At 73.2% G+C, this 19,490-nt stretch carries 21 protein-coding genes and 7 tRNA genes; 14 read left to right on the forward strand and 14 right to left on the reverse strand.

Translation table 11 applies throughout. From position 1 onward, the window contains the following. Nucleotides 1–22: 22 nt before the first annotated feature. A complete protein-coding gene (locus ABTY04_RS25895; RefSeq protein ID WP_352215784.1) occupies nucleotides 23–331 on the forward strand; it encodes a TFIIB-type zinc ribbon-containing protein in 309 nt (102 codons plus the stop codon). Between the two features lie 117 nt (nucleotides 332–448). On the opposite strand, the gene ABTY04_RS25900 is transcribed toward ABTY04_RS25895, so the two are convergent. The 5 genes from ABTY04_RS25900 to ABTY04_RS25920 form a co-directional block, all read right to left on the reverse strand. Then, nucleotides 449–523: transfer RNA gene (locus ABTY04_RS25900), tRNA-Val, on the reverse strand. Nucleotides 524–571: 48 nt separating this feature from the next. Next, nucleotides 572–643: transfer RNA gene (locus ABTY04_RS25905), tRNA-Val, on the reverse strand. Between the two features lie 19 nt (nucleotides 644–662). Further along, nucleotides 663–734, reverse strand: a tRNA-Val gene (locus ABTY04_RS25910). Nucleotide 735: 1 nt separating this feature from the next. Next, a tRNA-Cys gene (locus ABTY04_RS25915) sits at nucleotides 736–809 on the reverse strand. A 39-nt stretch (nucleotides 810–848) separates the two neighbouring features. Then, nucleotides 849–921 (reverse strand) — tRNA-Gly (locus tag ABTY04_RS25920). A 180-nt stretch (nucleotides 922–1,101) separates the two neighbouring features. Here ABTY04_RS25920 and ABTY04_RS25925 point away from each other — a divergent pair. From ABTY04_RS25925 to ABTY04_RS25935, 3 genes are all read left to right on the forward strand, one after another. Next, nucleotides 1,102–2,157, forward strand: coding sequence for a chorismate-binding protein (locus ABTY04_RS25925; RefSeq protein ID WP_352215785.1), 1,056 nt, complete (start codon nucleotides 1,102–1,104; stop codon nucleotides 2,155–2,157). A 16-nt stretch (nucleotides 2,158–2,173) separates the two neighbouring features. Then, a complete protein-coding gene (locus ABTY04_RS25930; RefSeq protein WP_352215786.1) occupies nucleotides 2,174–2,995 on the forward strand; it encodes an aminotransferase class IV in 822 nt (273 codons plus the stop codon). 89 nt (nucleotides 2,996–3,084) lie between these two features. Then, entirely contained in the window at nucleotides 3,085–3,909 is an 825-nt protein-coding gene (locus ABTY04_RS25935; RefSeq protein ID WP_352215787.1) for a GNAT family N-acetyltransferase, read from the forward strand. Here the strand turns inward: ABTY04_RS25935 and ABTY04_RS25940 are convergent. Continuing rightward, nucleotides 3,906–4,400, reverse strand: a complete 495-nt coding sequence (locus tag ABTY04_RS25940; protein WP_352215788.1) for a DsbA family protein — start codon at nucleotides 4,398–4,400, stop codon at nucleotides 3,906–3,908. The genes ABTY04_RS25935 and ABTY04_RS25940 overlap by 4 nt on opposite strands. Nucleotides 4,401–4,571: 171 nt before the next feature. Here ABTY04_RS25940 and ABTY04_RS25945 point away from each other — a divergent pair, with 171 nt between their 5' ends. Together ABTY04_RS25945 and ABTY04_RS25950 are read left to right on the forward strand one after the other, a co-directional pair. Then, nucleotides 4,572–5,048 (forward strand): hypothetical protein, encoded by a 477-nt coding sequence (locus ABTY04_RS25945; protein WP_352215789.1) that lies wholly within the window; start codon nucleotides 4,572–4,574, stop codon nucleotides 5,046–5,048. Between the two features lie 108 nt (nucleotides 5,049–5,156). Continuing rightward, nucleotides 5,157–5,336 (forward strand): hypothetical protein, encoded by a 180-nt coding sequence (locus ABTY04_RS25950; protein WP_352215790.1) that lies wholly within the window; start codon nucleotides 5,157–5,159, stop codon nucleotides 5,334–5,336. Here the strand turns inward: ABTY04_RS25950 and ABTY04_RS25955 are convergent. Further along, nucleotides 5,277–5,897 carry a CGNR zinc finger domain-containing protein gene (locus ABTY04_RS25955; RefSeq protein ID WP_352215791.1) on the reverse strand — a complete coding sequence of 207 codons (621 nt, stop codon included), beginning with the start codon at nucleotides 5,895–5,897 and terminating at the stop codon, nucleotides 5,277–5,279. The two genes, ABTY04_RS25950 and ABTY04_RS25955, sit on opposite strands and share 60 nt — an antisense overlap. A 264-nt stretch (nucleotides 5,898–6,161) precedes the next feature. Next, on the reverse strand, nucleotides 6,162–6,575 hold the full coding sequence (locus ABTY04_RS25960) for an SsgA family sporulation/cell division regulator (RefSeq protein ID WP_030011909.1): 414 nt from the start codon (nucleotides 6,573–6,575) through the stop codon (nucleotides 6,162–6,164). Between the two features lie 177 nt (nucleotides 6,576–6,752). Between ABTY04_RS25960 and ABTY04_RS25965 the strand changes: the two genes are divergently transcribed. Continuing rightward, entirely contained in the window at nucleotides 6,753–7,199 is a 447-nt protein-coding gene (locus ABTY04_RS25965) for a TIGR02611 family protein (protein WP_352215792.1), read from the forward strand. A gap of 45 nt (nucleotides 7,200–7,244) precedes the next feature. Continuing rightward, nucleotides 7,245–7,316, forward strand: a tRNA-Val gene (locus tag ABTY04_RS25970). A gap of 64 nt (nucleotides 7,317–7,380) precedes the next feature. Here ABTY04_RS25970 and ABTY04_RS25975 read toward each other — a convergent pair. After that, entirely contained in the window at nucleotides 7,381–9,771 is a 2,391-nt protein-coding gene (locus tag ABTY04_RS25975; protein WP_352215793.1) for an SCO7613 C-terminal domain-containing membrane protein, read from the reverse strand. 133 nt (nucleotides 9,772–9,904) lie between these two features. Between ABTY04_RS25975 and ABTY04_RS25980 the strand changes: the two genes are divergently transcribed. Beyond that, nucleotides 9,905–10,393 carry an SRPBCC family protein gene (locus ABTY04_RS25980; RefSeq protein ID WP_352215794.1) on the forward strand — a complete coding sequence of 163 codons (489 nt, stop codon included), beginning with the start codon at nucleotides 9,905–9,907 and terminating at the stop codon, nucleotides 10,391–10,393. Between the two features lie 39 nt (nucleotides 10,394–10,432). Then, a tRNA-Val gene (locus tag ABTY04_RS25985) sits at nucleotides 10,433–10,504 on the forward strand. 61 nt (nucleotides 10,505–10,565) lie between these two features. Here the strand turns inward: ABTY04_RS25985 and ABTY04_RS25990 are convergent. After that, nucleotides 10,566–11,291, reverse strand: a complete 726-nt coding sequence (locus ABTY04_RS25990; protein WP_352215795.1) for a 3'-5' exonuclease — start codon at nucleotides 11,289–11,291, stop codon at nucleotides 10,566–10,568. Nucleotides 11,292–11,512: 221 nt separating this feature from the next. On the opposite strand from ABTY04_RS25990, the gene ABTY04_RS25995 reads away from it, so the two are divergent. Together ABTY04_RS25995 and ABTY04_RS26000 are read left to right on the forward strand one after the other, a co-directional pair. After that, entirely contained in the window at nucleotides 11,513–12,103 is a 591-nt protein-coding gene (locus ABTY04_RS25995) for a DUF4365 domain-containing protein (protein WP_352215796.1), read from the forward strand. Then, a complete protein-coding gene (locus ABTY04_RS26000) occupies nucleotides 12,103–13,323 on the forward strand; it encodes a hypothetical protein (protein ID WP_352215797.1) in 1,221 nt (406 codons plus the stop codon). The genes ABTY04_RS25995 and ABTY04_RS26000 overlap by 1 nt, the downstream gene beginning before the upstream one ends. Nucleotides 13,324–13,352: 29 nt before the next feature. On the opposite strand, the gene ABTY04_RS26005 is transcribed toward ABTY04_RS26000, so the two are convergent. The 3 genes from ABTY04_RS26005 to ABTY04_RS26015 all read right to left on the reverse strand — a co-directional run bounded on the left by ABTY04_RS26005 (nucleotide 13,353) and on the right by ABTY04_RS26015 (nucleotide 15,785). Next, the gene (locus ABTY04_RS26005) at nucleotides 13,353–14,681 is read right to left on the reverse strand and encodes a caspase family protein (protein ID WP_352215798.1); all 1,329 of its coding nucleotides are present in this window, start codon (nucleotides 14,679–14,681) and stop codon (nucleotides 13,353–13,355) included. Beyond that, nucleotides 14,678–15,028, reverse strand: coding sequence for an effector-associated constant component EACC1 (locus ABTY04_RS26010; protein WP_352215799.1), 351 nt, complete (start codon nucleotides 15,026–15,028; stop codon nucleotides 14,678–14,680). The genes ABTY04_RS26005 and ABTY04_RS26010 overlap by 4 nt, the downstream gene beginning before the upstream one ends. Nucleotides 15,029–15,116: 88 nt before the next feature. Next, nucleotides 15,117–15,785 carry a hypothetical protein gene (locus tag ABTY04_RS26015; protein WP_352215800.1) on the reverse strand — a complete coding sequence of 223 codons (669 nt, stop codon included), beginning with the start codon at nucleotides 15,783–15,785 and terminating at the stop codon, nucleotides 15,117–15,119. Between the two features lie 347 nt (nucleotides 15,786–16,132). Here ABTY04_RS26015 and thrS point away from each other — a divergent pair, with 347 nt between their 5' ends. Beyond that, the gene (gene thrS / locus ABTY04_RS26020) at nucleotides 16,133–18,109 is read left to right on the forward strand and encodes a threonine--tRNA ligase (RefSeq protein WP_352215801.1); all 1,977 of its coding nucleotides are present in this window, start codon (nucleotides 16,133–16,135) and stop codon (nucleotides 18,107–18,109) included. Nucleotides 18,110–18,122: 13 nt separating this feature from the next. Here the strand turns inward: thrS and ABTY04_RS26025 are convergent, their stop codons facing one another. Next, nucleotides 18,123–18,806, reverse strand: a complete 684-nt coding sequence (locus ABTY04_RS26025; RefSeq protein WP_352215802.1) for a potassium channel family protein — start codon at nucleotides 18,804–18,806, stop codon at nucleotides 18,123–18,125. A 67-nt stretch (nucleotides 18,807–18,873) separates the two neighbouring features. Between ABTY04_RS26025 and ABTY04_RS26030 the strand changes: the two genes are divergently transcribed. Then, nucleotides 18,874–19,434, forward strand: a complete 561-nt coding sequence (locus ABTY04_RS26030) for an HIT family protein (protein WP_352215803.1) — start codon at nucleotides 18,874–18,876, stop codon at nucleotides 19,432–19,434. Nucleotides 19,435–19,490 lie beyond the last annotated feature (56 nt).

The raw sequence follows: 19,490 nt of genomic DNA on the forward strand, positions 1-19,490 counted from the left end.
ACGGCGAGGAGTTGATCCGGTCATGCAGTGTCCGAAGTGTCACGCGATGATGCACACCTACAACCGCAACGGTGTCCAGATCGAGCAGTGCAGCGGCTGCCGCGGCATCTTCCTCGACTACGGCGAGCTGGAGGCGCTGACCCGCCTGGAGTCGCAGTACATCGCCGGCCAGTACGGCCAGGTCCCGCCGCCCGCCGCGCCGCCGGCCCCCTACCCGGCCGCGCACGCCGCTCCCGCCCCCGCCTGGGGCGCCCCGCACCACGGCGGTCACGGCCACGGCCACCACAAGCACCACAAGGGCGGCTTCGGCCGGATGCTCTTCTCCTCCTGATCCCGAGGCGCCCCGGGGCCCCGGCCCCGGGGCCTCACCGCTCCGCCGGGGGCCACCGCGCCACGTGCCCCGTACAACGCAGAAGCCCCGGCCGTCGAGACGGCCGGGGCTTGCGAGTGGTGCGCGATACTGGGATTGAACCAGTGACCTCTTCCGTGTCAGGGAAGCGCTCTCCCGCTGAGCTAATCGCGCGGGCACGGCCATGAAGCCGCAGGTGGAACCGGTACTGCAGGTGCTGCGTGCGCGATACTGGGATTGAACCAGTGACCTCTTCCGTGTCAGGGAAGCGCTCTCCCGCTGAGCTAATCGCGCGGGGATCCTTGCGGATCAGTGGACGATACTGGGATTGAACCAGTGACCTCTTCCGTGTCAGGGAAGCGCTCTCCCGCTGAGCTAATCGTCCTTGGAGGTGGAGACGGGATTTGAACCCGTGTAGACGGCTTTGCAGGCCGTTGCCTCGCCTCTCGGCCACTCCACCATGGAACTGCAGGGGTTTTCGGGAAGATCCCCCACTTCGAGCGGACGACGAGACTCGAACTCGCGACATCCACCTTGGCAAGGTGGTGCTCTACCAACTGAGCTACGTCCGCAGGTCACCGTGTTCGCTCCGGGGTTTTTCCCCTTCGCTCCCTGGCGACGTGTTGAACTCTAGCGGATTCCCGGGCCAGCTCAAAAACGCGTTTCCGCAGCGTGCTGCCGCTCGATCACCACCGGTCACCCGGCGGCCACCTCACCGGCGCCGCGGCGCCGGCGGCCATAGACTCGCAGCCGTGCACGACCTGCTTCCCCTGGCCCGCTTCGGCGGCCTCCTCGCGACCGACCTCCGAGACGTCACCAGCGACCCTTCCGCCCTCGACTCGACGGGCTTCTGGGCGGTGTCCGCAGACTTCGAGGGGCGGCTGGTCTGCGCCCGCTTCGGCGACGTACGTCCCGACCCCGTCCCGGCGCCCGTCGCGGGGGCCTGGCGCGGCCCCGCCGCCGACCGGTGGACCTCCTCCCTCGACCGCGCGGCCTACACGGCCGGCGTACGCCGCATCCGCGAGCACATCGCCGCCGGCGAGGTCTACCAGGCCAACCTCTGCCGCGTGATGTCCGCGCCGCTGCCCGACCCGGCCCGCGCCGACGTCGACGCCCTTACGGCGCTGCTCGCGCGCGGCAACCCGGCCCCGTATGCAGGAACGATTCGCCTCCCGGCCCACGGCGTCGAGATCGCCACCGCCTCCCCCGAGCTGTACCTGCGCCGGGCCGGCCGCCACGTGGAGTCCGGCCCCATCAAGGGCACCGGGGCCACCGTCGCGGACCTCCTGCCCAAGGACCACGCCGAGAACGTGATGATCGTGGACCTCGTACGCAACGACCTCGGCCGGGTCTGCGCCACCGGATCCGTCGCCGTGCCCGAGCTGTGCGCCGTCGAGGAGCACCCGGGCCTGGTCCACCTCGTCTCCACCGTCAGCGGTGAACTCGCCGACGGCGCCGGCTGGCCCGAGCTGCTCGCCGCCACCTTCCCCCCCGGGTCCGTCACCGGTGCGCCCAAGTCCTCCGCACTGCGGATCATCGCGGCCCTCGAAACCGCCCCCCGCGGCCCCTACTGCGGAGGCATCGGCTGGGTCGACGCCGACCGCGGCACCGCCGAGCTCGCCGTCGGCATCCGCACCTTCTGGATCGACCGTCAGGGCCCGGGCGGCCCGCGCCTGCTCTTCGGCACCGGAGCGGGCATCACCTGGGGCTCCGACCCCGAGCGCGAATGGGCCGAGACCGAACTGAAGGCCGCCCGCCTGCTCCGGGTAGCGTCGGGAGCCCACGAGGTGACCGGCACCCCTGGGTGAGCGGAGGGATCGTACGGTGAGGATCTGGCTCGACGGCGCACTGCGGGACGCCGACAGTGCACGCGTGTCCGTGTTCGACCACGGCCTGACCGTCGGCGACGGCGTGTTCGAGACGCTGAAGGCGGAGCGCGGCATGCTCTTCGCGCTCACCCGCCACCTGGACCGGCTGACCCGCTCGGCCCGCGGCCTCGGACTGCCCGACCCCGACCCGGACGAGGTGCGCCGGGCCTGCGCGGCCGTCCTGGAGGCCAATCCGGTCCCGCTCGGCCGGCTGCGCATCACCTACACCGGCGGTCTCTCCCCGCTCGGCTCCGACCGCGGCGCATCCGGGCCCACCCTGGTCGTGGCTCTCGGCGAGACCGCCCGCCGGCCGGACTCCACCGCCGTGATCACGGTGCCCTGGGTCCGCAACGAGCGCTCCGCGGTGGCCGGCCTGAAGACCACCTCGTATGCGGAGAACGTCGTCGGGCTGGCCGCCGCACACCGGGGCGGGGCCTCCGAGGCGCTGTTCGCGAACACCCTCGGGCGGCTGTGCGAGGGCACCGGCTCCAACGTGTTCGTCGTTCTCGACGGAGAGCTGTACACGCCGTCCCTGGACTCCGGCTGCCTGGCGGGCATCACCCGAGCCCTCGTCGTGGAGTGGGCCGGGGCCAAGGAGACGGACCTGCCCTTCGAAGCGCTCGACCAGGCCGAGGAGATCTTCCTGACCTCCACGCTCCGCGACGTGCAGGCCGTCCACCGGGTCGACGGGCGCACGGTGTCGGCCGCGCCGGGACCGGTCACGGCCGAGGCGATGCGGGTCTTCGACGCCCGCTCCGGCGAGGACCTGGACCCGTGAGACGGGTGGGACCGTGACCCGCCGCGCAGCGCCCGAACCGCCCGTATAAAGGCTGTCGCAGGGGCCGCAGGACGGGTAGAACTCGGGTGATGACCACCACCCTGCGGCCGAGCGGGCCGCTACAGCAGAGCAGTGGGGGCGCGCGGTCGCGCCCGTACGAGATCCGGGTCAACAGCAGGCGCGTCGGCGCCCTGCTGGTCGCCTGCGACACGCCCTTCGGGCCGACGGTCGGCGAGATCCGCGACCTCGGCGTCGACGAGCCCGACCGGCGGCGCGGCCGCGCCACCGTCGGGGCGCTCGCCGCCGAGGAAGTGCTGCGCAGCTGGGGCTGCCGCCGCGTCCGGGTCTGCGTACCCGCCGCATCGGCGGGCGGACTGCGCATGGCGCAGGCGCTCGGGTACGCCGAGTACAGCCGCAACATGGCCAAGGACCTCCCCGCGGAGCCGCCCTCACTCCGGGAGGGGGTCGCCGGCCGTCCCATGACGGAGGCCGAGTACGAGGGCTGGCTCGCCCTGGCCATCGACGGCTACACCGCCGACTGGACCAGCCGGGGCATGCCGTACGAGGCCGCGCGGGCGAAGTCGGTGGCCGACCACGAACGGCAGCTGCCGGACGGCCTGGCCACCGCGGGTACCACCCTGTGCGTCCTGGAGGCGCAGGGTGCTCCCGTCGGCCACGTGTGGGTGGCGCCGTCCGGAGACGGCGCGTACGTCTTCGACGTCGCCGTCGCCGAGGAACACCGGGGCCGGGGCCACGGCCGCGACCTGATGCTGCTCGCCGAACGTGCGGCCCTGGCCGGGGGCCACCGCGTCCTCGGGCTCCAGGTCTTCGCCGGCAACACCCCGGCCCTGCGCCTGTACGAGTCCCTCGGCTACCGGACGACCACCGTCAACTACGCCAAGGACCTCCTCTAGGAGGCCAGCAGGCGGTCCGCGATCTCCTCGATGCGGGCGCGCAGACCCTCCTGGCTCTTGCCTCCGTCGAGGCGCTCGCCGTCGATCACGTACGTCGGGGTGCCGGTCACGCCGATCGCCTTGCCCTCGGCCTGGTCGGCGTCGACGATCAGGATGTGCCGGCCGTCGATCAGGGCGGTGTCGAACTCCTCGGCGTCGAGGCCGAGTTCACGCGCCACGTCCAGCAGTACGGCCTCGCCGCGCTCGCCGAGCTCCGCGGTGCGGGCCAGTACGGCCTCCACGTAGGGCCAGGCCCGGCCCTGCTCCGCGGCCTCTTCGGCGGCCTGCGCCGCGGCGAAGGCGTGCTTGTGCTTCTCCAGCGGGAAATGGCGCAGCCGGATGTCCAGCCGGTCGCCGTAGCGGGCCCGCAGGGCGTGTACGTCGTCCAGTGCGCGGTGGCAGTCCGGGCACTGGAGTTCGCACCAGACGTCGAGGATCACGGAATCGGTCATGCGGACAGTCTCCCAGCCGCCGGGCGCCGGCGCCCGGACGCACCCCCCTGAGGAGGAGGCGCGACCCCTGGATCTCCCGGAGATCGGTCCGGGATCCGCTGCGGACATGGCCCGTACGGCGGTGCCCGGTGCAGGATGGAAGGGACAGTTCGCCCACTCCTGGAGGACCGCATGCTTGCCGAGACCATTTGTTCCGCGGTGTCCGCCGCGGGCCTGGGCATCGCCGCGGTGACCGCGTACCGCAAGCGCTTCCTCGCCGCCACCCGCATCGCGGCGTACGCGCTGGTGCCGGTCGCCCTGGTGCTGACGGGCTTCGTGGAGTGGGTGTCCGGGATCGCCTTCGACCCGGCGGTCTGGGTCGGCTTCGGCCTGCTCGGGCTGTCCTGGGTGCTGTTCACGACCACGCGCGCCATCGAGCGCCGCGGCCGCGGCGCGGCGCAGGAGCCGGCCGGGGCGGTCGGTCCGGCGAAGGCCGCCAAGGCCGCCAAGGGGCGCGCCGCGCAGGAGGCCGTGGCCCCGGCCGCGTCCGCCCCCTCGCTCGGGCAGGGCGGCCGTCCGCAGTCCGGGTCCCGGCAGAACGCCGCCCCCGTCGGCCCTGCGGACGACTTCTCCGACATCGAAGCGATTCTGAAGAAGCACGGGATCTGAGGTCCGGGCGCGCGGCGCCGCGAATCTGACAGGAAGGGGTGAACTCCCGCGCCAAGGCTGGCGTGTTGAAGGCCGGACGAGGGCGCCCTGCGCCATCATCGCCCCGACATGCTCGACACATCGCAGGGCGACCCGCCGGCTCCCGCACCGGCCCCGGTCCCCGCCCCCGTTGCCGAGGAGCCGCGAGGCTGCCTCTTCGCGCTCTCCCAGCCGCCCCTGATGATCTTCCTAGGGGTGATCGGCACCCTGTTGCTGCTGGCTGCCGTGCACGACCTTTTCCTGCTCTGACGGTCCCGCGTCGGCCTCCTTGCGCCGGGCCCGGTACGCCGCCACGTGCAGCCGGTTCCCGCAGGTGCGGCTGTCGCAGTAGCGCCGCGAGCGGTTGCGGGACAGGTCCACGAAGGCCCGCCGGCAGTCGGGGGCCTCGCAGCGGCGCAGGCGCTCCTGCTCGCCGGAGACCACGATGAAGGCCAGCGCCATGCCGCCGTCGGCCGCCAGGTGGTCGCCCAGCGAGGCGCCCGGCGCGAAGTAGTGGACGTGCCAGTCGTAGCCGTCGTGGTCGGTCAGCTGCGGGGTGGTGCCGGCGGTCGCCACCAGCTCGTTGATCAGTCCGGCCGCGGTCCTGGGGTTGGGCGCCCCGAAGACCTGGGCGAACTTGCCGCGCACCGTCCGCACCCCGGCGAGGTCGCGGGCGCCGAGCTCGCCGACGTCACTGATCTCGTACTCGCGTACGAACTCGCGCAGCGAGCCGATGTCCGCCAGCCCGTCGGGCTGCTCGGCCTCGGCCGCGGTGTTCACCAGCGCGACGACGACGTCGAGCGCGCGACGGGTGTCGTGGGGAATCTGCACGGTGGTCGCTCCCTGGGGCCGGGCCTGCGGCGACGGACCAGTGCCGCCGCTGGGGGCCGACTCTAGCCGTCCCCGGGCGGCGCCGGGAGGCACCGCTGCTGCGACTGCGTCACGCAGACGGGCGCCGTCCTCGCGGGTGGCTCCCGCGAGAACAGCGCCGGCACTGCCGTATGTGGTTTTTGTCCAGCCCGCACCGTCGCCCCGAGTCGGACGGTGCGGAGTGGCCCCCGGCGCGTGCCGGGAGAGGCTCCGTGGGAGCCTGGCTCAGCTTTCGGCCAGGATGTGGGAGAGCTCTTTGTCGAGGTCGAAGTGCCGGTGTTCGGTCCCGGGTGGAACCGCGGCGTCCGTCCGCTTGAGGAACGATTCGAGTGCGCGGGCGGGCGCTTCGAGGAGTGCTTCTCCCTCCGGTGAGCTCAGGGCGATGCAGACGACCCCCTGACCGTGGCTGCGGGACGGCCAGACGCGGACGTCTCCGGTTCCGGTGGGCCGGTGGAGGCCCTCTGCGAGGAGGTCTCGGGCGAATACCCATTCGACCGTCTCCTCGGCGCCGGTGTGGAAGGTGGCGTGCACGGCGTAGGGATCGGCCGTGTCATACCGCAGGCCCGCCGGGACAGGCAGGGAGGACTCGCTCGACACAACGAGGCGCAGGTGCAGCTCGCAGCTGACCGTGGTGTTCATAAGCGCCAGGGCCTTTCGCTCAGTGTGCGCTCGGGGATTCGCACGTCGGCGAAATCGACATGCCACCTACGGTGCCGTTGTAAACCCCTCTGACCGTTTTGCGGACCTCTGGGTCCCTCGGACGGCGGATCCAAACCACCATTCACGTGTGCTTCCGGCTCCGGTAGATTCGGGCCCATGAATACGGGGAGTGACCGCGGGACCGACGAGTCCGCAGCCGAGGACGCCGCTCAGCAGACCACGGAAGAAACGCCGCACGTATCGAAGGCTCCCGCCTTCATCAAGTCGCGCCGCACCCTGCACCTCAGCTGGCAGGTCGGCGTCTTCATCGTCGGCCTCGCCGTCATCGGCGCCGGCGTCGCCATGCTCGTCCTGCCCGGCCCCGGCTGGGTCGCGATCTTCGCGGGCCTGGCGATCTGGGCCACCGAGTTCGCCTGGGCGTCGCTCGTGCTGCGCTGGACCAAGCGCAAGGTCACCGAGGCCGCCCAGAAGGCGCTCGACCCGAAGGTCCGCCGCCGCAACATCATCCTGACCGGCGCCGGGCTCGTCATCGCCGGCGCGCTGATCGGCTTCTACCTGTGGAAGTACGGCCTCACGATGCCCTGGGACCTCAAGGATCAGTGATGGTCGGGACCACCGCTCACATGGGGTAATGTTTGCGGTGCGTCCGGGCGATTAGCTCAGTGGGAGAGCACTTCGTTCACACCGAAGGGGTCACTGGTTCGAACCCAGTATCGCCCACCCGGACCGAGGGCCCGGAGACTTCCAAGTCTCCGGGCCCTCGGCGTTTCCCCCTCGTCCGCCGTCACCGGAGCCGGCGGACGGCCGCCCGCAGCCGCCGCGCGTCCCGCAGCCGCTTCTCGTACGTCGCCCCCACCGCCAGGAGCAGCAGCCCCGCCAGCGCCGGCGGCAGCCAGCGCGGCAGGGCGTCGACGACCTGGACGACGTACGGAGCCAGCTCGTGCAGGGCCACCGCCGCGAGGACGCCGCCGCCGAGCAGCAGCGGGGCCTGCAGCCGCCGGTGCGCCCCCAGCAGGGTCACCGCCAGCGCCGCCACGCCCAGCAGCAGCGGCCGCAGCCAGTGCGGGTCGCCCCAGGCGGCGATCAGGCTCGGCAGCAGGGTCGCGGCCAGCCCCGGCCCGTACGCCGTCCAGGACGAGGCCCCCGCGTCCCGGTGGCGGCGCAGGAAGCCCACCGCGAGCGCGGGCACCGTCACCGGCAGCGTGTACGCCTCCGGCACCCCCACCCCGGACGCCGACAGCCGGATCCACGTCGCCGCCACGAACAGGACCCCGGCCGCCCAGCCGAGCCCGCGCCGCTCCGCACGGACCGCCGCACCCGCGCAGACCACCCCGGCCAGCGCGCACACCAGCGCCGCCCGCGCCGGCTCCCCGACCGGAAGGAGCAGCGCCGCCGCGCCGACCGCCGCCGCCGCGGCCTCCGCCGGGATCCGCACCCGGCCCAGGTGCGGGCCGAGCGCCGCCACCGCCGCCGGGACCGTCAGCAGCGGCAGCGCCCACCAGGACACCGCGAGCCCCCACAAAGCTGCCAGCGCCGCCGCCGTGGCCGCCGCGTACCCGACGGCCAGCACCGCCGCGCCGGCCCGCACGGGCAGCGCAGCGGACCTGTACGCGGCCCCCGCCGCGCAGCCCGCGCCCAGCAGCCCGAACACCGCGAAGGTGGCCGTACGGCCGTCCAGCGCGGCCACCGACAGGTTCAGCGCACCCACCACGGCGCACACCGCGGCCGCGTACCCCGGACCGCCCGCGACCCGCAGCGCGCACACCCCGGCCGCCGCCGTCACCGCCAGCTGCACCGCGAGCACCGCCGCCACCGGCAGCCCGGACAGCAGCGGCGCCGTGAACAGCCCCGCCCAGCCGAGGACCACCGCGATCACACCCGGCTCCGGTCGTGGCAGCACCCGCGCCAGCCACCCGGCCGCCCCTGCCGCGACCAGCAGGGTCACCGCGGCCGCCGGGCCCGGCCCGTACGCCTCCCGGGGCGGGGTCGTCGCCGCCCACACCTCGCCCAGCACCCCGGTCCGGAACCCCAGCGAGCCCACCGCGGGCAGCAGCGCCGACAGCGTGGCGACCGCGGCCACCCCCGCCCCGGCCCGGGCCAGGCCGCGCCGTACCGCCGCCGGGAGCCCGGTCGCCCGTACCGCCGCCAGCAGCGGCAGGGCGAGCAGCAGGAAGACCGCCACGGCCCACTCCCGCGACAGCCCGGGCCGGACCGGGCCGCCGGCCGCCGCCACCGCCGCGAGGCCGCCGGCGACCGCGGCAGCCGTTGCCGCCGCCGTTGCCGCCGTCGCCGACGACTCCCGCCAGGCCACCCCGACGCCCAGCGCCGCACACCCCGCCAGCAGCAGCGCCGGACCGGCCGCCGCGGCCGCCGAACCGGCCTGCGCGGACTCCGCGAGCCCGCTCAGCAGGGCCCCCGCCCCCAGAACGGCCGCGCTCACCGCCGCCGGGCCGCACACCGACGCCCGCGCACGGACCCCCGGCGCCGTCAGCACGAGCGCCGCGTCCAGTGCCGCCGTCGCCAGCAGCGCCCAGCCGACCCCCACCGGGCCCGCCGCCGAGGCCACCGCCGCCACCGGCAGCGGGAGCTGCGCCGTCAGCACCGCCACCGGCAGCGGCACCACCAGCCCCGGCAGCAGCAGGGCGTACCCCGCCCACAGCGCCGCCAGTACCGCCGCCGCCCCCGCTGCGTAAGCGGCGGCGTCGGCCCCCGCCCCGGCGACCGCGTACACCGCGTACGCGTCCAGCACCGTCAGCAGCAGCCCCACCGACGCCACCGCCTCGGCCGTCGACCGCAGCCCCCGGCGCAGCAGCAGCGCAGGCGCGCCCAGCGCGGCCGCCGTCACCACCGCCAGTACCGCCGAGCGTCCGGCGACCCCCAGAGACCCCCAGCTGACCAGGGTGAACGCCAGCGCGGCCACGGCGAGCAGCACCGCACCCAAGGTCAGCAGCACGTTCTGCGCACCCGGAGCCGAGGCCTCCTGCGGGCGGGCGGGGGAGCCCGGCACCGAGCCGTTCGGCGCCCAGGCGCCCGCTGCCGGCACCGGCAGCCGCAGCAGCCAGTCCCGCCGGGCCAGCAAATACAGGCGCCGGGCGTCGAGTTGGGCCAGTTCCCGGTCGATGAGCGCCAGCTCCTGGGCGGGCGGCAGGGGCATGCTGGGTGGTGGAGATGCCATGCTCCGCAGTGTGGTGCCCGTCACGCCGTCAGGACATGGGCGTGCGTACTCAGATCCGCCCTGAGTACGCACGGACGGAGTGGATGTGCGAGAGCGGGCCCCGCGCGCCGCCCGGCCGGTCCAGACTGGCGTCATGGACCGCAGCCACGGGGACCGCTGGAACCGCTACCGCTTCCGCAGTGTGTGGGATCTCGACGCCCCGCCCGCGCGGGTCTACTCCGTACTCGAACAGGCCGGCGACTACCCCCGCTGGTGGCCGCAGGTCCGTGCGGTCGAGGAGGTGGACGGGTACGGCGGCACCCTCCGGATCCGCTCCGTCCTTCCGTACGAGATCCGGACGACCGCCACCGAACTGCTCCGCGATCCCGGGCGGGGCCTGCTGGAGGCGGCCCTGCACGGCGACATCGAAGGCTGGGCGCGGTGGACCGTACGAGCGCGCCGGGGACCGGGGAGGAGCGGGACGCGGGCGCTGTACGAGCAGGAGGTCGAAGTGCGCAGCCCCCTGCTGCGGCGCCTCGCGCTCCCCGCGCGGCCCGTGTTCCGGCTCAACCACGCCCTGATGATGCGGGCCGGGCGGCAGGCCCTCGCGGCCCGTTTGGCGGCCCCGCCGGAAGCGGTTTGAACCAGACCCCGTGCCTCTTGTATTGTTCAACCCGTTCCCGGGCGATTAGCTCAGCGGGAGAGCACTTCGTTCACACCGAAGGGGTCACTGGTTCGATCCCAGTATCGCCCACCGGGTCAGGCCGGTCCGTCCTACGACGGACCGGCCTTCCGCATGTCCGGGGGCCGTTGCCCTACGCCGCCGCGGGCAGCTCCGGGCGCAGCGGCCAGTGCGGATCCACCGGCTCCGGCGTCCCCTGGCGCGCGAACCACGCCTGCAGCCCGCGCGCCTGTGCCGCGTGCCACACCGCCTGGAGCGTGTGCAGTTCCGCCGGCGTCAGCCGCTCCAGCCGGGCCGCGAACCGGCGCCCCACCGCCCGTACGACCTCCAGCGAGGCCAGCGCGTCCGCCGCGGCGTCGTGCGCGCCCTCCAGCTCTATCCCGTAGTGCGCGCACAGATCCGTCAGCGTCCGGCGGCCCTTGCGGTACCGGTCCAGGTGCTTGTCCAGCACCCGCGGATCCAGCACCGTCAGCGGCCGGTTGTCCAGATAGCGCGCCAGCGTCGACGCCCGGTGCCGGCGCAACTCCCGGTCCAGCAGCGTCAGGTCGAACGGCGCGTTCATCACCACCACCGGCCGGCCGGCTACCTGCTGCTCCCCGAGTGCACGCGCTATCTCCTCCACGACCGGCGCGGGCCACCGCCCGTTGCGCTGGAGGTGCTCATCCGTCAGACCGTGCACTTCCGTGGCGCCCGGGGGCACCGGAATACCGGGATTGACCAGCCAGCGGGTGGAGCGGACCCGGCCGCCCGCACACTCCTGCACGATGAGAGCGGCGGACACGATCCGGTCCTGCTCCACGTCCACCCCGGTCGTCTCCGTGTCGAATGCGGCCAGCGGCCCCTCGTACCAGCGCGTCATGGCGAACTCCTCGTCCCCGATCGGCAGATGGGGCGCACCCGGGCACCGCCGCCTCGGAACGCCGCCCCTGCCCGAATCGGTGATACCCGGCCTGTTTGCGCCGTACGCCGTTTGCGGGCCGTCCGGTACGGAGACAACCCCCCTGGGGGACCGCACACATGACCGGTCATCACCCCGTCCACCCTCATTCGGCAGAGCCCGGAAGGCATGGGGAGCCGGCCATGGCGCTCGCGCAGCCCGAACCGGGCGGGATGCTGCAAGGGCGGATCGATCCGCGCGGTGAGGCGCGGGCCCGACCGCTGCGCGGCACTCTCGCCACCACCGCCTGCATGGAGACCCTCCAGGTGGGATACCTGCACGCCGTCGCCGCGGCGGCCGGCTGCTCGCTCTCCCAGCCCTTTCCGGACAACGGCATCGACTGGCAGGTCAACCACGGCGCGCCCGAACACGTCGTCGACGACGAGGTCACCATCAAGGTGCAGTTGAAGGCGACCTACCAGATACCGCCCGGACCGCCCGGGCCCACGTTCGCCTTCACCCTGGACAACGAGCACCTGGTGAAACTGGCCCGCACACCGGTCGCCGTCCACAAGATCCTCGTCGTGATGCTCGTTCCGCGGGACCGCGACCAGTGGCTCGCCGCCGGCCACGACCGGCTCGACCTGCGGCACTGCTGCTACTGGACCAACCTCGCCGGGCACCCCGTGACCGGCCGGCGCCGGACCACCGTACGGATCCCGACCGCGCGGATCTTCGACGACCGGGCGCTGTGCGAGATCATGACCCGGGTCGGGTCGGGAGGGACACCCTGATGCACTGGCACCCGCAGCACCTCGAACCGCTGTCGTCCCCGGACTTCGCTCCGGGCGCGCCCGATCCCGCGCAGGTCGATCCCCAGGTGCTGGGGGCACTGCTGCACCGGCACGGGTGGCTGCGGCGCGGCGGCGCCGCGGGCCGCTACGGGCGCTGGACCGCGCCCGGACACGCCGGGACCAGCCTGCTCGTCCCCGAGAACCGGACCTTCCCCGACTGCGCCGACCTGCTGGACGAGGCGCTGACCGCGCTCTCGCGCAGCGCGCTGCCCTCCGCGCGGGAGGTGCTGTACGGACTGGGCGTGCCCAGTGACGAGGTCCGCTGGGAGCGCGAGATCCCGGAGGGGCCGTACGGATTCCAGGGCGAGGCCGCATGGAGCGTGCAGGAGCAGCTGCGCTCGGCCGCCCGCCGGCTGCTGCTGGCCGGAGCCCTGGCCGACCGGGCCCGCGCCGGGTACTACGGCGCCCGCCACCGCGCCCAGGCCGAACGGGCCCTGGACGGCGTCCTGGTGGGGCCCGCCCCGGGCGGGCGGCGGCTCGCTGCGTACGTACCCGTGGACGGCGGCCGGGGGATGGTGACGCGGCTGCACCACGCCCTGCACGCGGCCCGCGAGGCGGTGGACTACCAGCGCGCCACCGGCGGCATGGAGGCCTTCGACGCCGCCGTGGCGGCGGGCGTCAGCCGGGAACTCGCCGACGCGCTGATCGCCCTCGTACGGGGTTCGGAAGGGGCACGGATCGCGTTGGCCTGGGCGCCTGCGGCCGGGATCCCGGCCGGGTGCGCGGCCCGGCCGGAGCCGGTGGAGTTCTCGCCGGGGGACCTGCCGGTGCTGCGCGAGGCGGCGGCGCGATACACCCGGGACGAGCCGGCGGTCCCGGTCCGGGTGGCGGGGGCCGTGGTCCGGATGCGGCGCTCGGCCCCGGGCGGCGGGGGGAGCGTCCGGCTGCGGGTGCTGTCGGGGGCGGAGGTGCCGTACGTGAGGGCCGCGCTCGACGAAGAGGCGTACCGGATCGCCGTCCACGCCCACCTCGCCGGACTTCCCGTCCGGGTCAGCGGCCGGCTGTCGCGGCGCGGCGGCTTCCGCAGGCTGGCGGACGCCTCGGACGTGGCGCCCGTACCGCTGGACGAGGTGGAGCGGGACCGGCTGATGAAGTCCCTGGACGCGGCCTTCGACCCCGAGGACGTACTGCCCTCGGACGACGAGGGGGACAGGACCTGAAGGGGCTGCCGGGACTTTGACGACAGGGCCTAGGCGAACCACCCGGGGTTGCGCTCGCGGAGCCCGACCAGGGCGGGCACGCACTCGGTCAGGGATTTCTGGAGCAGGCACCCGCCGGACTCCGTCAACTTCACCGTGCGGCCTCCGAACGTGGCGGCCGTGGTGACGAGGAGGACGTCCTCGCTGCTTCCTCCCTGATCGGTGACGGTCACCACGCGCTCCGTACGGGTCGAGACGGCCGCGGTGAGGCCGCTGAGCCGGGAGTACGGGACCCTCAGGAGCTCCGGGGAGTTCAGTACGCACAGGTGCGTATCGGTGAAGACCACGTTGTGGGACCTGCTGGTGGTGGCGTACCCGATCAGCTGCTCCCCCTCGGTCATGCCGCACCGCTTCGGCAGCCCGCGCATCCCCCAGCGCAGGCGCCCGGAGCGGGGGGCGCGTGCGAGGCCCTGGAGCGTCAGGACCAGACGCAGGGCCTCCACCCAGCGGTCGGGGCCGGCCGCCACGGCGATGGCCTCGTCCAGAGGCGCGTTGACCCGGGCGGGGGCGGCCGGACGCTCGGGGGCGCGGGGCACCGGAGCCGGCTCCGGGTCCGGGGCCGGAGGCCGGGGGGCTCTGTTGCGTACGAAGGGGTAGGCGCCGGCGCCTGCCGCCTTGCTGCACTCCTCCGGCAGGGGGAGCCCCGCACCCCTCATCCGGCGGCGCACCTCCAGGAAGAGGTCGGTCAGTCCCAGGACCGGCTCGGCACCGGGGACACCGTCGCGCACGGCGGCCAGCAGGAATCCGGTGAAGGCGCTGTACTCGTCCCCCTTGGGTGCCAAGGAGCGCCGGTCCGCCGGAGCCGAGGACAGCGAGTACACGCCTTTGGCCCGCAGCTGTTCGGTGATCAGCCGGGACTCGGAGCCCATCAGGTCGGCGTGCGCCCGGCCGCTGTAACAGCAGTCCGTGATCACGATCTTGACTTTGGCGCGGGACTTCCTGATCGGGTCCGCCACATAGGAGTACGGCAGGCTGGTCCAGGGCTTGTCGGGGTCGCTCGCCGTGAGCGTGACGTGGAAATCGCCGTCGTCCCGGGCGAGCAGTCCGTGGCCGCTGTAGTAGACGAGCAGCGCGTCCTCGGCCTCCTCGGCGGCTGCCGTGACCGGCCGCATGATCTCCTCGGGCTGCAGGGGATCGTCCACCAGCTTCACGTCCCATGCCGTGAGGCCGCCCCGTGCCTCCTCGGCGAGGACGGCCGCGAGGCCGCGGATGTTGCGCCGGGAGTGCGGGATCGGCCTGAGGTCACCCGAGGCGTAGGCGGCGGTGCCGATCAGTACGGCGCGGGCGGAGGGCAGAGCCGGGACGGAGGGGCCGTTCACGGACCGTCCAGCTCGCGCACGATACGCACTGCCACCTCGTCCGGGTCATCGAGACGCGAGGCATCGATCTCGACCGTCTTCTTCCCGTTGCTCACACGGATGCGTACGTGCCTGCGCCGGATGCCGGCCCAGGTGCCCAGGGAGGCCGCGACCGCGGTCAGCACGCCCCGCGGTTCGAGCAGCAGGTGGAGGGCCTCCGTCACCGGGCCCATCTCACCGCCCTGGTCCGGCGCCCGCTGAGCGGTGATGGTGACCCCGCCGAGCTCCTGGTCCCGGCGCAGCCACTCCTCCAGCCGCCGCAGCTCCTCGCCCGTCTCGTCGCCGGCCAGGCCCACCCGCACGTCCATGGAGTCCCCCTGAGGATGCTCAACTCGCAGGCCGCACATGCTAGTCACGCCCGGCGGGGCCGGCGGTGCATTCGCCACAAGAGACCGCCTACGGGTGGGCGGACCGGGTCGCGGGCGGGTCCCCCACGAGAAGGCTGACGGGGTCGCCCCGCTCGACCGTGACCGGGACCCCTCCGGCGATCTGCTCCAGCCGGGCCCTGAACTCCTTCGAGGCGGCGCCCTCGGCGGTACTGGTCACCACGAGCCCGGAGGCGTCCGGCGCGGGCGAGAAGGTGTAGAGGGGGAAGGCGGGCCGGCCCTGGTCGGCGGTGAGCCGGCCGATCGCGGCGTCCAGGGCGCGCCGGGTGTAGCGGGCCACGTAGAGGTCCGCCCGGCCCGGGTCGACGGAGGGGTCGGCCTTCCGGGCGGCCTCCAGCAGCTCGCCGCCGCGCCCGAGGTCGGTGACGCAGAGAGCCACCCGGCCGGGCGGCCGGTCCGTGATCTGGGTGGAGTAGACGTCCGCGAAGGCGCCGCGCCCCTGCGCGCCGACGGCCTGCGAGAGGCGTGTGGCCTCGGGGGTGTTCGCGGGGGTGCCGTTGATCCGGGTGGGCGGGGTGTCGGGCGCACCGGACGCGGGGCCGGGGCACGCGGGGCCCGCCTGGCCGGCCGGGGGCGGCGGAGCCGCCGGGGCAGACCCGGTGGCGGCGCCTCCGCAGCCGGTGAGCAGGGCCGCGGTGGCGGCGGCAAGGCAGGCGAGCGTGACGGCGGCTGGACGCATGATCCCTCGATCCCCTTGGATCCCGGGTGCTTCGGGCACCTCTGGGACGCACCGGACCGCGAACCGGTTCCCGCGCCCGTACCCGCCTCCGCCGCCTCCGCGGCGCGGCCCGGGAAGACCTCCCCCGGCGCGGGGATGCCGCCGAAGCGGATCAGCTCCGCCTCCACGGCGTACGCGGCCCGGCCGATCCGGTGCGCGGCGGACGCCGGGGCGTCCGGGATTTCCCCAGGCCCCGCACGCGGGGCACGGATGCCCGGCGGATATCCGTTTAGCGGCCCGGCCGCTCGGCTCGGTACGATTCAGACGCGCAGCGTTTGCTGTCGCGTTCCCTGAGTCAGGAGAGTCCGGTGTCAGACGTCCGTGTGATCATCCAACGCGATTCCGAGCGGGACGAGCGCGTGGTGGCCACGGGCACTACGGCGGCCGAGCTCTTCGCCGGCGAGCGCACCATCGTCGCCGCGCGCGTTGCGGGCGAGCTGAAGGACCTCTCGTACGAGGTGAAGGACGGCGAGACCGTCGAGCCGGTGGAGATCTCCTCCGAGGACGGCCTGAACATCCTGCGCCACTCGACCGCGCACGTCATGGCGCAGGCCGTGCAGGAGCTGTTCCCCGAGGCCAAGCTGGGCATCGGCCCGCCGGTCCAGAACGGCTTCTACTACGACTTCGACGTGGCGAAGCCCTTCACCCCCGATGACCTCAAGGCCATCGAGAAGAAGATGCAGGAGATCCAGAAGCGCGGCCAGCGCTTCGCCCGCCGCGTCGTCACCGACGAGGCTGCCCGCGAGGAGCTCGCCGACGAGCCGTACAAGCTGGAGCTCATCGGCATCAAGGGCTCCGCGTCGACCGACGACGGTGCGAACGTCGAGGTGGGCGGCGGCGAGCTGACCATCTACGACAACCTGGACGCCAAGACCGGCGAGCTGTGCTGGAAGGACCTCTGCCGCGGTCCCCACCTGCCCACCACCCGCAACATCCCGGCGTTCAAGCTGATGCGCAACGCGGCCGCCTACTGGCGCGGCAGCGAGAAGAACCCGATGCTCCAGCGCATCTACGGCACCGCCTGGCCCTCGAAGGACGAGCTGAAGGCCCACCTCGACTTCCTCGCCGAGGCCGAGAAGCGAGACCACCGCAAGCTCGGCAACGAGCTGGACCTCTTCTCCATCCCGGACGAGATCGGCTCCGGTCTGGCCGTTTTCCACCCGCGCGGCGGCATCATCCGCCGCACCATGGAGGACTACTCGCGCCGCCGGCACGAGGAAGAGGGCTACGAGTTCGTCTACTCCCCGCACGCCACCAAGGGCGCCCTCTTCGAGAAGAGCGGCCACCTGGACTGGTACGCGGAGGGCATGTACCCCCCCATGCAGCTCGACGGTGGTACCGACTACTACCTCAAGCCCATGAACTGCCCGATGCACAACCTGATCTTCGACGCGCGCGGCCGCTCCTACCGCGAACTGCCGCTGCGCCTGTTCGAGTTCGGCACCGTGTACCGGTACGAGAAGTCGGGCGTCGTGCACGGCCTGACCCGTGCCCGCGGCTTCACCCAGGACGACGCGCACATCTACTGCACCCGTGAGCAGATGGCCGAGGAGCTCGACCGCACCCTCACCTTCGTGCTGAACCTGCTGCGCGACTACGGTCTGACCGACTTCTACCTGGAGCTGTCCACCAAGGACCCGGAGAAGTTCGTCGGCTCGGACGAGGTCTGGGAGGAGGCCACCGCGGTCCTCCAGCAGGTGGCCGAGAAGCAGGGCCTCCCGCTGACCCCCGACCCGGGCGGCGCGGCCTTCTACGGCCCGAAGATCTCCGTGCAGGCGCGCGACGCCATCGGCCGTACCTGGCAGATGTCGACCGTCCAGCTGGACTTCAACCTGCCGGAGCGGTTCAACCTCGAATACACCGCGCCCGACGGCTCCCGCCAGCGCCCGGTCATGATCCACCGCGCGCTGTTCGGCTCCATCGAGCGGTTCTTCGCGGTGCTGCTGGAGCACTACGCGGGCGCCATGCCGCCGTGGCTGGCCCCGGTCCAGGCCGTCGGCATCCCGATCGGCGACGGGCACGTCGAGTACCTGCAGGAGTTCGCCGCCGAGGCGAAGAAGAAGGGCCTGCGGGTCGAGGTGGACGCCTCCTCCGACCGCATGCAGAAGAAGATCCGCAACCACCAGAAGCTCAAGGTCCCGTTCATGATCATCGTCGGTGACGAGGACATGGCCGCGGGCACCGTCTCCTTCCGCTACCGCGACGGTTCGCAGGAGAACGGCATCGCCAAGGACGAGGCGCTGGCCAAGCTGGTCAAGGTCGTCGAGGACCGCGTCCAGGTCTGATCGGCGCAGGAGCTCATCGAGGGGCCCCCGGGGAACTTTCGTTCCCCGGGGGCCCCTCCTCGCCCTCCCGGCGGAAGACCCCGATGAGCCAGGACGAGAACGAGCCCGTCACGGAGCCCAGCAGGGCCACGCCGAAGCCCATCAGGCCGATCGCGATCATCCTCCCCGCCACGGTCACCGGGGCCACGTCGCCGTAGCCGACGGTCGTCAGCGTCTGGCATACGCACCAGACCGAGTCCCAGAACGTATGGATCGGGGACTGAGGGTCCTGCTGCTCGCTGTGGTAGATGCCGAGCGAGGCGGAGAACCCCAGCAGCACTGTCGAGAGCCCGGTGTACGTCATCACGCGCGGGTACAGGGAGCGGCGCGGGCGGTCCCTCTTGGCCTGGATGGCGTCGTGGACCTTGACCATGCGCAGCGGTCGCAGCGTCGGCAGGAGCACGATCACGGTGTCCAGCCAGTGGCGGCGGACGAACCGCAGGGGTCGCTGCCCGCTCAGCGCGAACCGCACCAGGTAGTCGACGATGAAGCAGAGCCAGGTCAGCAGGACCATGAGACCGCCGATGTCGCGCCAGGGCTCGGTGTGGGCGAGCACGCGGGCCGCGTACCCGGCGAGGAACACCAGAGAGGCGTAGAAGAGGGGTAGCTCGGTACGGTGCTCCCAGGCGACGTCACGGGTTTCGGCTTCTTCGTGCATGGGCCCAGCATCGCGGCCGTGCCACCGGTCCTTGCCCCGGCGACACACCCTCCAGGGGCAAGGTCATATGCTGCATCTCATGACGACTGAGCCGGAGCAGCAGATCGGTGTGGGCACGCAGGACGCGTTCCAGCGTCTGTGGACGCCCCACCGGATGGCGTACATCCAGGGGGAGAACAAGCCGACCGGTCCGGAGGCCGGGGACGGCTGTCCCTTCTGCGGGATTCCGGACATGTCCGACCAGGACGGCCTGATCGTGGCGCGGGGCAGGCACGTCTACGCCGTGCTGAACCTGTACCCGTACAACGGCGGCCACCTGATGGTGGTCCCGTACCGGCACGTCGCGGACTACACGGAGCTGGACGCCGCCGAGACGGCCGAGCTGGCCGACCTGACGAAGCGGGCCATGATCGCGCTGCGCAAGGCGTCCGGGGCGCACGGGTTCAACATCGGCATGAACCAGGGCGCGGCCGCGGGCGCCGGCATCGCCGCGCACCTGCACCAGCACATCGTGCCCCGCTGGGGCGGCGACACGAACTTCATGCCGGTCGTCGGGCACACCAAGGTGCTGCCCCAACTCCTCGCGGACACCCGCCAGATGCTCGCCGACGCCTGGCCCCACGACTAGCAGGACCGGCCCCGGCCGGCCGGCGCTTTCGGCGCCGCCCGGCCGGTACGGGACAC

The organism is Streptomyces sp. NPDC097981, from assembly GCF_040302565.1.
Lineage (GTDB): Bacteria > Actinomycetota > Actinomycetes > Streptomycetales > Streptomycetaceae > Streptomyces.